This window comes from Pseudomonas sp. FeN3W (assembly GCA_030263805.2).
Lineage (GTDB): Bacteria > Pseudomonadota > Gammaproteobacteria > Pseudomonadales > Pseudomonadaceae > Stutzerimonas > Stutzerimonas stutzeri_G.
On sequence record CP136010.1, the window covers coordinates 2,069,632 to 2,082,966 of the forward strand.

11 protein-coding genes are annotated in these 13,335 nt (G+C 62.5%); 8 read left to right on the forward strand and 3 right to left on the reverse strand.

Annotated features, from left to right (window positions below):
* Positions 1–210: 210 nt before the first annotated feature.
* From P5704_009945 to P5704_009960, 4 genes are all read left to right on the forward strand, one after another.
* Positions 211–2,133: a PrkA family serine protein kinase gene (locus P5704_009945; GenBank protein WOF80767.1), complete on the forward strand. Its 1,923-nt coding sequence runs from the start codon at positions 211–213 to the stop codon at positions 2,131–2,133.
* A 106-nt stretch (positions 2,134–2,239) separates the two neighbouring features.
* The gene (locus P5704_009950) at positions 2,240–3,511 is read left to right on the forward strand and encodes a YeaH/YhbH family protein (protein ID WOF80768.1); all 1,272 of its coding nucleotides are present in this window, start codon (positions 2,240–2,242) and stop codon (positions 3,509–3,511) included.
* A 10-nt stretch (positions 3,512–3,521) separates the two neighbouring features.
* On the forward strand, positions 3,522–5,069 hold the full coding sequence (locus P5704_009955; protein ID WOF80769.1) for a SpoVR family protein: 1,548 nt from the start codon (positions 3,522–3,524) through the stop codon (positions 5,067–5,069).
* An 83-nt stretch (positions 5,070–5,152) separates the two neighbouring features.
* Entirely contained in the window at positions 5,153–6,322 is a 1,170-nt protein-coding gene (locus tag P5704_009960; protein ID WOF80770.1) for a multifunctional CCA addition/repair protein, read from the forward strand.
* 6 nt (positions 6,323–6,328) lie between these two features.
* Here P5704_009960 and folK read toward each other — a convergent pair whose 3' ends face one another.
* Positions 6,329–6,871, reverse strand: a complete 543-nt coding sequence (gene folK, locus P5704_009965; GenBank protein ID WOF80771.1) for a 2-amino-4-hydroxy-6-hydroxymethyldihydropteridine diphosphokinase — start codon at positions 6,869–6,871, stop codon at positions 6,329–6,331.
* On the reverse strand, positions 6,862–7,215 hold the full coding sequence (gene folB / locus P5704_009970) for a dihydroneopterin aldolase (GenBank protein WOF80772.1): 354 nt from the start codon (positions 7,213–7,215) through the stop codon (positions 6,862–6,864). Before folB ends, folK begins: the two co-directional genes overlap by 10 nt.
* A gap of 75 nt (positions 7,216–7,290) precedes the next feature.
* On the opposite strand from folB, the gene plsY reads away from it, so the two are divergent.
* On the forward strand, positions 7,291–7,860 hold the full coding sequence (gene plsY / locus P5704_009975) for a glycerol-3-phosphate 1-O-acyltransferase PlsY (GenBank protein WOF80773.1): 570 nt from the start codon (positions 7,291–7,293) through the stop codon (positions 7,858–7,860).
* A gap of 15 nt (positions 7,861–7,875) precedes the next feature.
* Here the strand turns inward: plsY and tsaD are convergent, their stop codons facing one another.
* Positions 7,876–8,901 carry a tRNA (adenosine(37)-N6)-threonylcarbamoyltransferase complex transferase subunit TsaD gene (tsaD, locus tag P5704_009980; GenBank protein WOF80774.1) on the reverse strand — a complete coding sequence of 342 codons (1,026 nt, stop codon included), beginning with the start codon at positions 8,899–8,901 and terminating at the stop codon, positions 7,876–7,878.
* Between the two features lie 196 nt (positions 8,902–9,097).
* On the opposite strand from tsaD, the gene rpsU reads away from it, so the two are divergent.
* From rpsU to rpoD, 3 genes are all read left to right on the forward strand, one after another.
* Positions 9,098–9,313 carry a 30S ribosomal protein S21 gene (gene rpsU, locus P5704_009985; protein ID WOF80775.1) on the forward strand — a complete coding sequence of 72 codons (216 nt, stop codon included), beginning with the start codon at positions 9,098–9,100 and terminating at the stop codon, positions 9,311–9,313.
* A gap of 138 nt (positions 9,314–9,451) precedes the next feature.
* Entirely contained in the window at positions 9,452–11,395 is a 1,944-nt protein-coding gene (gene dnaG / locus P5704_009990) for a DNA primase (protein ID WOF80776.1), read from the forward strand.
* Positions 11,396–11,462: 67 nt separating this feature from the next.
* Positions 11,463–13,316 carry an RNA polymerase sigma factor RpoD gene (rpoD, locus tag P5704_009995; protein ID WOF80777.1) on the forward strand — a complete coding sequence of 618 codons (1,854 nt, stop codon included), beginning with the start codon at positions 11,463–11,465 and terminating at the stop codon, positions 13,314–13,316.
* Positions 13,317–13,335 lie beyond the last annotated feature (19 nt).

Genomic DNA, 13,335 nt, shown 5'->3' on the forward strand with positions numbered 1-13,335 from the left:
GCAGCGCCTAATTCCCCTCCCCGCCCTTGATCTTGCCGAATCCGAACTATCCTTGAGTTCAGGCCATCCAAATAAATGAAGCCGGGAAACGGCTGACGGATTTCAGGGTTTCGACCATTAGGTGTTCGGGGGAACTCCACTGGCCGCCACTTCGGCCGGCCCCAGAGTGCCTGATGACGCGCCTATTCGTGCATCGATCGAGGTGAAGTCATGAGCATTTTCAGCCACTTCCAACAACGTTTCGAAGCGACCCGCCAGGAGGAGTATTCCCTCCAGGAATATCTCGATCTGTGCAAGGCGGACCCAGACACCTATGCCAGCGCCGCCGAGCGCTTGCTGATGGCGATCGGCGAGCCCGAACTGGTCGACACATCGGTTGACTCGCGGCTGTCGCGCATCTTTTCCAACAAGGTGATCCGCCGTTATCCCGCCTTCGAGGATTTTCACGGTATGGAGGAGTGCATCGATCAGATCGTCTCCTACTTCCGTCATGCCGCCCAGGGCTTGGAGGAGAAGAAACAGATCCTCTACCTGCTCGGCCCGGTCGGCGGCGGCAAGTCGTCCCTGGCGGAAAAGCTCAAGCAACTGATGGAGCACGTGCCCTTCTACGCGATCAAGGGCTCGCCCGTGTTCGAGTCGCCGCTCGGCCTGTTCAACCCCGCCGAGGATGCGCAGATCCTCGAAGAGGACTACGGCATTCCGCGGCGCTACCTCAACAGCATCATGTCGCCCTGGGCGACCAAGCGCCTGCAGGAGTTCGGCGGCGACATCAGCCAGTTCCGCGTGGTCAAGCTCTACCCGTCGATCCTCAACCAGATCGCCGTGGCCAAGACCGAGCCGGGCGACGAGAACAACCAGGACATTTCCTCGCTGGTGGGCAAGGTGGATATCCGCAAGCTGGAGGAATTCCCGCAGAACGATGCCGACGCCTACAGCTATTCCGGCGCCCTGTGCCGGGCCAACCAGGGCCTGATGGAATTCGTCGAGATGTTCAAGGCGCCGATCAAGGTGCTGCACCCGCTGCTGACCGCCACCCAAGAAGGCAACTACAACAGCACCGAGGGCCTCGGCGCGATTCCCTACAGCGGCATCCTGCTGGCCCACTCTAACGAGTCGGAATGGCACAGCTTCCGCAACAACAAGAACAACGAGGCCTTCATCGACCGTATCTACATCGTCAAGGTGCCCTATTGCCTGCGCGTCAGCGACGAGATCAGGATCTACGACAAGCTGCTGACCAACAGCTCGCTGTCCCAGGCGCACTGCGCGCCGGATACGCTGAAGATGCTGGCCCAGTTCTCGGTGCTGTCGCGGCTCAAGGAGCCGGAGAACTCCAACATCTACTCGAAGATGCGCGTCTATGACGGCGAGAACCTCAAGGACACCGATCCCAAGGCCAAGTCGATCCAGGAATACCGCGACGCCGCCGGGGTCGACGAGGGCATGAACGGGCTTTCCACCCGCTTCGCCTTCAAGATCCTTTCCAAGGTCTTCAACTTCGATCCGCACGAGATCGCCGCCAACCCGGTGCACCTGCTCTACGTGCTGGAGCAGCAGATCGAGCAGGAACAGTTCCCCGCCGAGGTCAGGGAGCGCTACCTGCGCTTCATCAAGGAGTACCTGGCGCCGCGCTACGTGGAGTTCATCGGCAAGGAGATCCAGACCGCCTACCTCGAGTCCTACAGCGAGTACGGGCAGAACATCTTCGACCGCTACGTGCTGTACGCCGACTTCTGGATTCAGGATCAGGAGTACCGCGATCCGGAAACCGGCGAAATCCTCAACCGCGTGGCGCTCAACGAGGAACTGGAGAAGATCGAGAAGCCGGCCGGCATCAGCAACCCGAAGGATTTCCGCAACGAGATCGTCAACTTCGTGCTGCGCGCCCGGGCCAACAACAACGGCAAGAATCCTTCCTGGCTCAGCTACGAGAAACTGCGCGTGGTGATCGAGAAGAAGATGTTCTCCAACACCGAGGATCTGCTGCCGGTCATCAGCTTCAACGCCAAGGCAAGCAAGGAAGACCAGAAGAAGCACAACGACTTCGTCGTGCGCATGGTCGAACGGGGCTACACGGAGAAACAGGTGCGCCTGCTGTCCGAATGGTATCTGCGGGTACGGAAATCACAGTGACAGCAGCCGCAAGCGGCAAGCTTCAAGCGGCAAGAGAGAGCAAAGCGCGCACGTGCTCCTTCTTGCAGCTTGTAGCTTGAGGCTTGCAGCTGCCCCGGAGGGGCCTATGAGCTACGTGATCGACCGTCGCCTGAATGGCAAGAACAAGAGCACGGTTAACCGCCAGCGCTTCCTGCAGCGCTACCGTGGGCACATCAAGAAAGCGGTGGAGGAGGCCGTCGGCCGGCGCTCCATCACCGACATGGAGCATGGCGAGCAGATAAGCATTCCCGGTCGCGACATCGACGAACCGGTGCTGCACCACGGCCGCGGCGGCCGCCAGACCATCGTCCATCCGGGCAACAAGGAGTTCGTAGCCGGCGAACGCATCCCGCGGCCGCAGGGTGGCGGTGGCGGCCAGGGCGCCGGCCAGGCCAGCAACAGCGGCGAAGGCATGGACGACTTCGTGTTCCAGATCACCCAGGAGGAATTCCTCGACTTCATGTTCGAGGACCTGGAGCTGCCCAACCTGGTCAAGCGCCACCTGACCGGCGCCGATACCTTCAAGACGGTGCGCGCCGGCATCAGCAACGAAGGTAACCCGGCGCGGATCAACATCGTGCGCACCCTGCGCTCGGCGCATGCCCGGCGTATCGCGCTGTCCGGCAGCAGCCGTGCGCGGCTGCGCGAGCTGAAGGCCGAACTGGAACGGCTGCGCCTGGAGGAGCCGCACAACTTCGGCGACATCAAGGCGGCGGAGGAGGAAATCGAACGGCTCAAGGCGCGCATCGGCCGCGTGCCCTTCCTCGACACCTTCGACCTCAAGTACAACCTGCTGGTCAAGCAGCCCAACCCCAGCTCCAAGGCGGTGATGTTCTGCCTGATGGACGTCTCCGGCTCCATGACCCAGGCCACCAAGGACATCGCCAAGCGCTTCTTCATCCTGCTCTACCTGTTCCTCAAGCGGAACTACGACAAGATCGACGTGGTATTCATCCGCCACCACACCAGCGCCAAGGAAGTCGACGAGGAGGAGTTCTTCTACTCACGGGAAACCGGCGGCACCATCGTCTCCAGCGCGCTGAAGATGATGCAGGAGATCATGGCCGAGCGTTATCCCGCCAACGAGTGGAACATCTACGCCGCGCAGGCTTCCGACGGCGACAACTGGAACGACGATTCGCCGCTGTGCCGCGACATCCTGATCAACCAGATCATGCCGTTCGTGCAGTACTTTACCTACGTCGAAATTACCCCGCGCGAACACCAGGCGCTCTGGTACGAGTACAACCAGGTAGCAGAAGCCTTTTCCGACGCGTTCGCCCAACAGCAGTTGGTCAGCGCCGGAGACATCTATCCAGTGTTCCGCGAACTCTTCCAGCGGCGCATGACCAGCTGAGGTGTGCAGCATGAAGCGACAGCCCATTTCCACCGGCTCGGAATGGACCTTCGACCTGATTCGGCAATACGACCGCGAAATCGGCCGCATTGCCGAACGCTACGCGCTGGACACCTACCCCAACCAGATAGAGGTGATCACCGCCGAGCAGATGATGGATGCCTATGCCTCGGTGGGCATGCCGCTGGGCTACCATCACTGGTCCTATGGCAAGCAGTTCCTGCACACCGAGAAGCACTACAAGCGCGGCCAGATGGGCCTGGCCTACGAGATCGTGATCAATTCCGACCCGTGCATCGCCTACCTGATGGAAGAGAACACCATGTGCATGCAGGCCCTGGTGATCGCCCACGCCAGCTACGGCCACAACAGCTTCTTCAAGGGCAACTACCTGTTCCGCACCTGGACCGACGCCAGTTCGATCATCGACTACCTGGTGTTCGCCAAGCAGTACATCACCCAGTGCGAGGAGCGCCACGGCATCGATGCAGTGGAAGACCTGCTCGATTCCTGCCACGCGCTGATGAACTACGGCGTCGACCGCTACAAGCGGCCCTACCCCATTTCCGCGGAAGAGGAACGGCGCCGGCAGAAGGATCGCGAGGAGCACCTGCAGCGGCAGATCAACGACCTCTGGCGGACCATTCCCAAGTCCGGCGACAAGGGCGACGAGCGCGAACGCGACCAGCGCTTCCCGGCCGAGCCGCAGGAGAACATCCTCTACTTCATCGAGAAGCACGCGCCGCTGCTCGAGCCCTGGCAGCGCGAAGTGGTGCGCATCGTGCGCAAGATCGCGCAGTACTTCTACCCACAGCGCCAGACCCAGGTCATGAACGAAGGCTGGGCGACCTTCTGGCACTACACGCTGCTCAACGACCTCTACGACGAGGGACTGGTGACCGACGGCTTCATGATGGAATTCCTCCAGTCGCACACCAGCGTGATCTACCAGCCGGGCTTCGACAGCCCCTACTACAGCGGCATCAACCCCTACACCCTGGGCTTCGCCATGTACCAGGACATCCGCCGGATCTGCGAAAAACCGACGGAGGAAGACAAGCGCTGGTTCCCGGAGATCGCCGGCAGCGACTGGCTGACCACGGTGAAGTTCGCCATGAACAACTTCAAGGACGAGAGCTTCATCCTGCAGTTTCTCTCACCGAAGGTGATCCGCGACCTCAAGCTGTTCAGCATCCTCGACGATGACCGCAAGGACGAGCTGCTGGTCCCGGCCATCCACGATGAAAGTGGTTACCATACCATTCGCGAACTGCTCGCCGCGCAATACAACCTCGGCAACCGCGAGCCCAACGTGCAGGTATGGAACGTCGACCGTCGCGGTGATCGCTCGCTGACCTTGCGTCACATGCAGCACGACCGCAAGCCATTGGGCGGGTCCACCGAAGAGGTGCTCAAGCACCTGCATCGGTTGTGGGGCTTCGATGTGCATCTGCAGTCGATGCAGGACGACAAGCTGGTCAATACCCACCACATGCCACCACGGCCCAGCAGCGAGGCGGAGGTCGACAACCGCTTTCCCGGCATGAACTTCGCCTGACCGCGGGCCGCGGCCTTTCCTCACCAACCGCGCTGTAGCCTCAGCGCCGATATCCTTTATCCTCCGCGCCAACGGAGGTGAACATGCAGATCTATAAAGTCGGCGGCGCGGTACGCGACCGTCTGTTGGGGCGTCCGGTGACCGAGGTCGACTGGCTGGTGGTCGGCGCCACCCCGGAAGAAATGCAGGCCCGCGGCTTCCGCCCGGTCGGCGCCGACTTCCCAGTATTTCTGCATCCGCAAACCGGTGAGGAATACGCCCTGGCGCGCACCGAGCGCAAAAGCGGTCGTGGCTATGGCGGGTTTACCTTCCATGCCAGCCCCGACGTCACCCTCGAAGAAGATCTGCAGCGCCGCGATCTCACCATCAATGCCATCGCCGAAGACGATCACGACCAGCTGATCGATCCCTACGGCGGTCAGCGCGACCTGCAGGCACGGCTGCTGCGCCACGTTTCCCCCGCTTTCGCCGAAGATCCGCTGCGCGTTTTGCGCGTGGCGCGCTTCGCCGCACGCTATGCCGAACTGGGCTTCCGTATCGCCGACGAGACGCTCGAGCTGATGCGCCAGCTGGCCCGCTCCGGCGAGCTATCGGCGCTGACAGCAGAGCGCAGCTGGAAGGAAATCTCCCGTGCGCTGATGGAACCTCGGCCGGACGTCTTCATTCAGGTGCTGCAGGACGGCGACGCGCTGACTGAACTGTTCCCGGAACTGGCCACGACCTTCGCCATGGGCAATGCCACGGGTGAGCATCTGCTCCGAGCACTTCGCCAATGCGCCGAACATGCCCAGCCACTGCCGGTACGCTGGGCCTGCCTGCTACTCGGCTGCACTGCACCGGCCGGTAGCCAGCAGGCACGGCTGGCCGCCATCGATGCGCTCAACCAGCGCTGCAAGGCGCCGAGGGATTGCCAGGAGCTGGCGATGCTGCTCGGCAGATATCACGATGACGCGCTCAACGCCAGGCAGCTGCCAGCCGCTGCATTGCTCGACATGCTGCAGCACTTCGATATCTACCGGCGGCCGGAGCGCTTCGAGCATTTCGTCGCGGCTTGTGAAATGCACGCCTTGGCAGGTGCCGCCGGCGAGTTGCTCTTCGAAGCCGACTATCTACGCGGCGCGGCCAGCGCGGCGCGGGCCGTCGCGGTCAAACCGCTGCTGGATCAGGGGTACAAAGGCGCCGAGTTGGGCGAGGCACTCAGTGCTGCGCGCCTCAATTCCCTGCGCACCTACTGCCAGGAAAATTCGGAGTAAGGCGATTCAGGCTCGCTGTGGAGGATAGCTGCGGATCAGATCGGCAGGTGTGAGCTCGCTGCCGCGCCACTGGAACGGCACCGGCCAGAGCTGCTGGTCGATGGATGAATGCGCCCACAGCTCGGCGAAGGCCTCGCCCACGGCGGGATGTTTCACGGTTGGCGCCAACAGCGCCAGCGGCCAGAGCACGAAGGCGTTCTTCAGGATTTCCGCGCGCGGCAGCAGCAGGCCATGGAAGTTGCCGACCAGATCGCCATACAGCAGCACGTCAATATCCAGCGGTAGCCCCTTGCGATCCGGCGCATAGCGGCCATTGTCCGCCTCGATGAACTTGAGCCGGCGGTCCAGCTCGGTTAGCGGCAGGTCGGTATGACCAGCGACCACCAGGTTGTAAAAGTTGTCGCCCTTGTAGCCCACCGCCAGGCTCTCGAACACCGGCGAGCAACGCATATCCTGCAGCAGCTCGGCCAGCGCATCGAGCCCGGCATGCAAGCGCTCGACGCGCTGCACATTGCTACCCAGGCCAAGCATGACGGGGGTCAGCGACATCCGCGTTCGATCTCCACACCCAGCGCACGGGCGCGCGCATTGACGCCAGGCTTGGTGACCCGCAGTCGCAGCCAGACGATGCCGAATTCGCTCATCAGCTTCTGCGCCAAGCGCTCGGCGAAGGTTTCGACCAGCTCGAAGCACGCCTCGGAAGCGAACTGATCGATGGCCGCAGCGACCTTGGCATAGTCCAGGGCCTTGTCCAGCTCATCATTCTCGGCGGCGGGACGGATATCCCAGCCAAGCGTCAGGTCCAGATGCAGGCACTGGCGGATCCCGCGCTCCCAATCGTAAGCGCCGATTACCGTATCCACTTCCAGGCCTTCGATGAAGACTGTATCCACGCAACGTTCTCCTGCGGCACGACAAGCTCGAAACGCGCCGTTAGACTCAGGGGCTCCCTGCCCCGGATGGATTCCATGTTCTGGCTGCTGACATTGCTCGCGTACCTGACCGGCTCGCTGTCATTCGCCATACTGCTCAGCCGCCTGGCCGGGATACCCGACCCGCGTGCCGGCGGCTCCGGCAACCCCGGCGCCACCAATATGCTGCGTCTGGCAGGCAAGCGACTGGCGATCTGCACGCTGTCCGGCGATCTGCTCAAGGGCCTGCTGCCCGTACTGCTGGCCGCCTCGCTGGGCCTGAGCATCCAGCAACAGGCCTGGATCGGCCTGGCCGCGGTCTGCGGCCATCTCTATCCACTGTACTTCCGCTTTCGCGGCGGCAAGGGCGTCGCCACCGCCGCCGGTGCCCTGCTGGCGCTCTACCCGCCCGCCGCCCTGCTGGCCATCGTCGCCTGGCTGCTGGTATTTCGCCTGACCCGGACCAGCTCGCTGGCCGCCCTTATCGCCCTGCCGCTGTGCCTGCCGCTGCTGGCCTGGCAGCAACCCGGCGCGCTGCTGCCGATGAGCCTGCTCGCCACGCTGATCGTCTGGCGCCATCGCAGCAACGTGCGCGACCAGTTCGCCGGCCAGGAACGACATTTCTGACCGCTCTGGCGCTCATCAGATCGCCGGCAGTGTGTCCATCGGCCAGCGCGGCTGCACAGTGATCGCCGGACCATCATGCTGCCCGGCGAGCAGGCGCTGACAGCCAGCGTAGGCGATCATCGCGCCATTGTCGGTGCAGAAACGTGGCCGCGCATAGAAGACCTGACCCTTGAGCTCGCCGAGCATCCGCTCCAGCGACTGACGCAGTGACTGATTGGCGCTGACCCCGCCGGCGATGACCAATGACTTCAGGCCGGTCTGCTTGAGCGCTCGGCGACACTTGATGGTCAGGGTTTCGACCACCGCCTGCTGAAACGCCAGCGCGATGTCGCAGCGGGTCTGCTCGGATTCGTCGCCCGCGCTGCGGCACTGCTGCCAGGTATTGAGGGTAAAGGTCTTCAGGCCGCTGAAACTGAAATCCAGTCCGGGCCGATCGGTCATCGGCCGCGGAAAGACGAAGCGTCCCGGAGTGCCCTGCTCGGCCAGACGGGCGATCTCCGGCCCGCCGGGATAACGCAGGCCCATCAACTTGGCGGTCTTGTCGAAGGCCTCACCGGCGGCATCGTCCACCGACTCGCCGAGCAGCTCGTACTGGCCGATGCCATCCACGCGAACAAGCTGCGTATGCCCCCCCGACACCAGCAAGGCGACGAACGGAAATTGCGGCGGCTGCGCTTCGAGCATCGGCGCCAGCAGGTGGCCTTCCATATGGTGCACACCTACAGCCGGTACGCCCCAGGCCAACGCCAGCGCCTGGGCGCAGGAGGCCCCGACCAGCAGCGCACCGACCAGGCCCGGGCCGGCCGTATAGGCCACCGCATCGATCTGCGCAGCCTCGCGATCGCCCTCGTCCAGCACCTGGCGGATCAGCGGCAGCATGCGTTTCACGTGATCGCGCGAGGCCAGCTCGGGCACCACGCCGCCATAGACGCGATGCAGGTCGATCTGGCTGAATAGCGCGTCGGCCAGCAGGCCCTGTTCGCTGTCGTAAAGCGCGACACCAGTCTCGTCGCAGGACGTTTCCAACCCCAGCACCAGCATGGGTTCAACCTTTCCGGAGGGCGAATGAAGCCGTGCATATTAATCGTCGGGCCGTCCGACCGACCAGCGCTTTTCGATCAGGGGCTTTGCATTCCGCAATTGGAGCGGGTAACATCCGCAACCCTTAAAACCAGCGTGCTTGCGAGTCATTGCCGAAGCGCGTTGCCACCGGTAATCAAGTGAAGGTAAGTCCTGGATGCCCGCTGTCAAAGTTAAAGAGAATGAACCCTTCGACGTAGCACTGCGTCGCTTCAAGCGCTCCTGCGAAAAAGCAGGCGTTCTGGCCGAAGTCCGCTCGCGTGAGTTCTACGAGAAGCCGACTGCCGAGCGTAAGCGTAAGGCTGCCGCTGCAGTCAAGCGTCACGCCAAGAAAGTGCAGCGCGAGCAGCGCCGCAGCGTCCGCCTGTACTGATCCAGCACAGCTGACGTCGAATCAAGCCCGGCTCAGGCCGGGCTTTGCATTGCATGCAGACTCCGCTTCGCCAATCGGCGAATGGCCGGAGTTTTTTCATTTCCGGCGCATGCTTTGCGAGCGTAATCTGATACCCCTATGGCCGGACTGATCCCTCAATCCTTCATCGACGACCTGCTCAACCGCTCCGACATCGTCGAGGTGGTGGGCTCGCGCATCCAGCTGAAAAAAGCCGGCAAGAACTACAGCGCGCTCTGCCCGTTCCACAAGGAAAAGACACCCTCCTTCAGCGTCAGCCCGGACAAGCAGTTTTACTACTGTTTTGGCTGCGGCGCCGGCGGCAATGCGCTCGGCTTCGTCATGGACCACGACCAACTGGACTTCCCCCAGGCGGTCGAGGAACTGGCCAAGCGCGCAGGGATGGAGGTCCCGCACGAGGAAAGCGGGCGCAAACACAAGCCCCGCCAACCCGTCGACTCTCCACTCTACCCGCTGCTGGCCGCCGCCGCGGATTACTACCGCCAGGCACTGAAGGCCCACCCGACCCGCAAGTCCGCGGTCGAGTATCTCAAGGGTCGTGGTCTCTCAGGCGTGATTGCCCGGGATTTCGGGCTGGGCTTCGCCCCACCCGGCTGGGACAACCTGATGAAGCATCTGGGCGGCGACCCGCTGCAGCACAAGGCGATGATCGACGCCGGCCTGCTGATCGAGAATGCCGAGACCGGCAAACGCTACGACCGCTTCCGCGACCGCGTGATGTTCCCCATCCGCGACAGCCGCGGCCGGGTCATCGCCTTCGGCGGTCGCGTTCTGGGCGACGACAAGCCCAAGTACCTGAATTCGCCGGAGACACCGGTATTCCACAAGGGCCAGGAACTCTACGGCCTCTACGAAGCGCGCCAGGCCAACCGCGATCTCGATGAGATCATGGTGGTGGAAGGCTACATGGACGTCATCGCCCTGGCCCAGCAAGGCTTGCGCAACGCCGTCGCAACCCTCGGCACCGCGACCAGCGAGGAACACCTCAAACGCCTGTTCCGCATCGTGCCCAGCGTGCTGTTCTGCTTCGACGGCGACGCCGCGGGACGCAAGGCAGCCTGGCGAGCACTGGAAGCCACGCTGCCGAACCTGCAGGACGGCCGCCGGGCGCGCTTCCTGTTCCTGCCCGACGGCGAAGACCCGGACACCCTCGTTCGTGCCGAAGGCACCGACGCCTTCCGCGCGCGCATTCAGCAGCATTCGCAGCCGCTGGCCGATTATTTTTTCCAGCAGTTGAGCGACGAAGCCGACCCCCGTTCGCTGGAAGGCAAGGCCCATTTGGCCACGCTGGCAGCACCGCTCATCGAAAAAATCCCCGGTGCCAATCTGCGCGCATTGATGCGCCAGCGTCTCGCCGAAATCACCGGTCTCAATGGCGAAGCCCTGCAGCACATGGCGGCCGCCCCCACACCGAACCCCGACAGCAGCCCGCCTGAATACGACGATTCGGCGTACTACGAGACCGGCGCACACTATGCCGAAACGGATTACTTCGAGCCTCCCGAGCCCCCGAAGCAACAGCGCAGCGGCAAGAAGGAATGGAAGAAAGACTGGAAAAAATCCGGGCAGCGACCAGACTTCAAGCCTCGTGGCCCGCGTACGCCAGCTACCGTCGAGCCGCCCACGCTGACCACGCTGCGCACTTTGCTGCACCATCCGAACCTCGCACAGAGGGTCGAGGATGTCAGTCATTTCGCCGCAGAAGACGACACATACGCGCAATTGCTCGTTGCACTGCTTGGCACGCTGCAGAAGAATCCGAAACTGCGCAGCCTGCAACTGATCGCCCGCTGGCATGGAACCGACCAAGGGCGACTTTTACGTGCACTTGCAGAGAAAGAATGGCTGATCTCGGCCGATAACCTTGAACAGCAGTTTTTCGACACCATTAATAGCCTTGCCGCCCGACAGCGGGAACGCCGACTCGAAAGCCTGCTGCGCAAGGCTCGCCAGGGTGAACTCAGCGCAGAGGAAAAAGACCAGCTGCGTAACCTGTTGAGTCGTAACGCAACACCCGCTGCATCGACCTCAACTGGCGCGTGAGGTCCTAGCTCGGCTATAATGCTCAGCTTGTTTTCAGCCCGCCAGAACCTTCAGTGGATAGGGTTATATGTCCGGAAAAGCGCAACAGCAGTCCCGCCTCAAAGAGTTGATCCAGCGTGGCCGTGAGCAGGGTTACCTGACTTACGCAGAGGTCAACGACCACCTACCGGAGGATATTTCCGATCCGGAACAGGTGGAAGACATCATTCGCATGATCAACGACATGGGCATCAATGTATTCGAGGTTGCCCCGGATGCCGATGCCCTGTTGTTGGCCGAAGCCGATACCGATGAAGCCGCTGCCGAAGAGGCCGCCGCCGCACTCGCTGCGGTCGAGACCGATATCGGCCGCACCACCGACCCGGTGCGCATGTACATGCGTGAAATGGGCACCGTCGAACTGCTGACCCGCGAAGGCGAGATCGAAATCGCCAAACGCATCGAGGAAGGCATTCGCGAAGTGATGAGCGCCATCGCTCACTTCCCCGGCACCGTCGACAGCATCCTCGCCGATTACGAGCGAGTGACGACCGAAGGTGGTCGCCTGTCCGACATCCTCAGCGGTTACATCGATCCTGACGACGATGGCGCCGCCGCGCCCCAGGAGGTCGAGCCGGAAACCCCGCAGACCACCGCGAAGCCGGCAGCCGACGACAAGGATGACGAGGAAGAGGACGACTCCGACAGCGAAGAGGAAGAAGGCGATGGCGGCCCGGATCCTGAGGTCGCGCGCGTGCGTTTCGGCGCAGTCGCCGAGCAGCTGGAGAAGGCCAACAAGGCGCTGAAGAAGCATGGTCGCGCCAGCCAGCAGGCCGTCGAGGAGCTCGAAGCACTCGCCATCCTGTTCATGCCGATCAAACTCGTGCCCAAACAGTACGACGCACTGGTCGAGCGCGTTCGCAACGCCCTGAGCCAGATCCGCGCCCAGGAACGCGCCATCATGCAACTCTGTGTGCGTGACGCCCGCATGCCGCGCGCCGACTTCCTGCGTCAGTTCCCGAACAACGAGACCAATCTCGACTGGGCCGAGCAACTGGCGTCCGGCAAGGGCAAGTACGCCGAAGCCATCGGCAACCGCAAGGAAGACATCGTTCGCTGCCAGCAGAAGCTGATCGAGCTGGAACAGGAATGCGACCTGGCGATCGCTGACATCAAGGACATCAACCGTCGCATGTCCATCGGCGAGGCCAAGGCCCGCCGCGCGAAGAAAGAGATGGTCGAGGCCAACCTGCGCCTGGTGATCTCCATCGCCAAGAAGTACACCAACCGCGGCCTGCAATTCCTCGACCTGATCCAGGAAGGCAACATCGGCCTGATGAAGGCGGTGGACAAGTTCGAATACCGTCGCGGCTACAAGTTCTCGACCTACGCCACCTGGTGGATTCGCCAGGCGATCACTCGCTCCATTGCTGACCAGGCGCGGACCATCCGTATCCCGGTGCACATGATCGAGACGATCAACAAGCTCAACCGCATCTCCCGTCAGATGCTGCAGGAAATGGGTCGCGAACCCACCCCTGAGGAGCTTGGCGAGCGCATGGAGATGCCCGAGGACAAGATCCGCAAGGTACTGAAGATCGCCAAAGAGCCAATCTCCATGGAAACGCCTATCGGTGACGACGAAGACTCGCACCTGGGCGATTTCATCGAAGACTCGGCCATGCAGTCGCCGATCGACGTCGCTACCGTGGAAAGTCTCAAGGAAGCCACTCGCGAAGTGCTCTCCGGCCTCACAGCTCGTGAAGCCAAGGTACTGCGCATGCGCTTCGGCATCGACATGAACACCGACCACACCCTCGAGGAAGTCGGCAAGCAGTTCGATGTCACCCGCGAGCGAATCCGTCAGATAGAAGCCAAGGCGCTGCGCAAGCTGCGCCACCCGACGCGAAGCGAGCACCTGCGCTCCTTCCTCGACGAGTAATGACAAGAGCCCCGGTCCT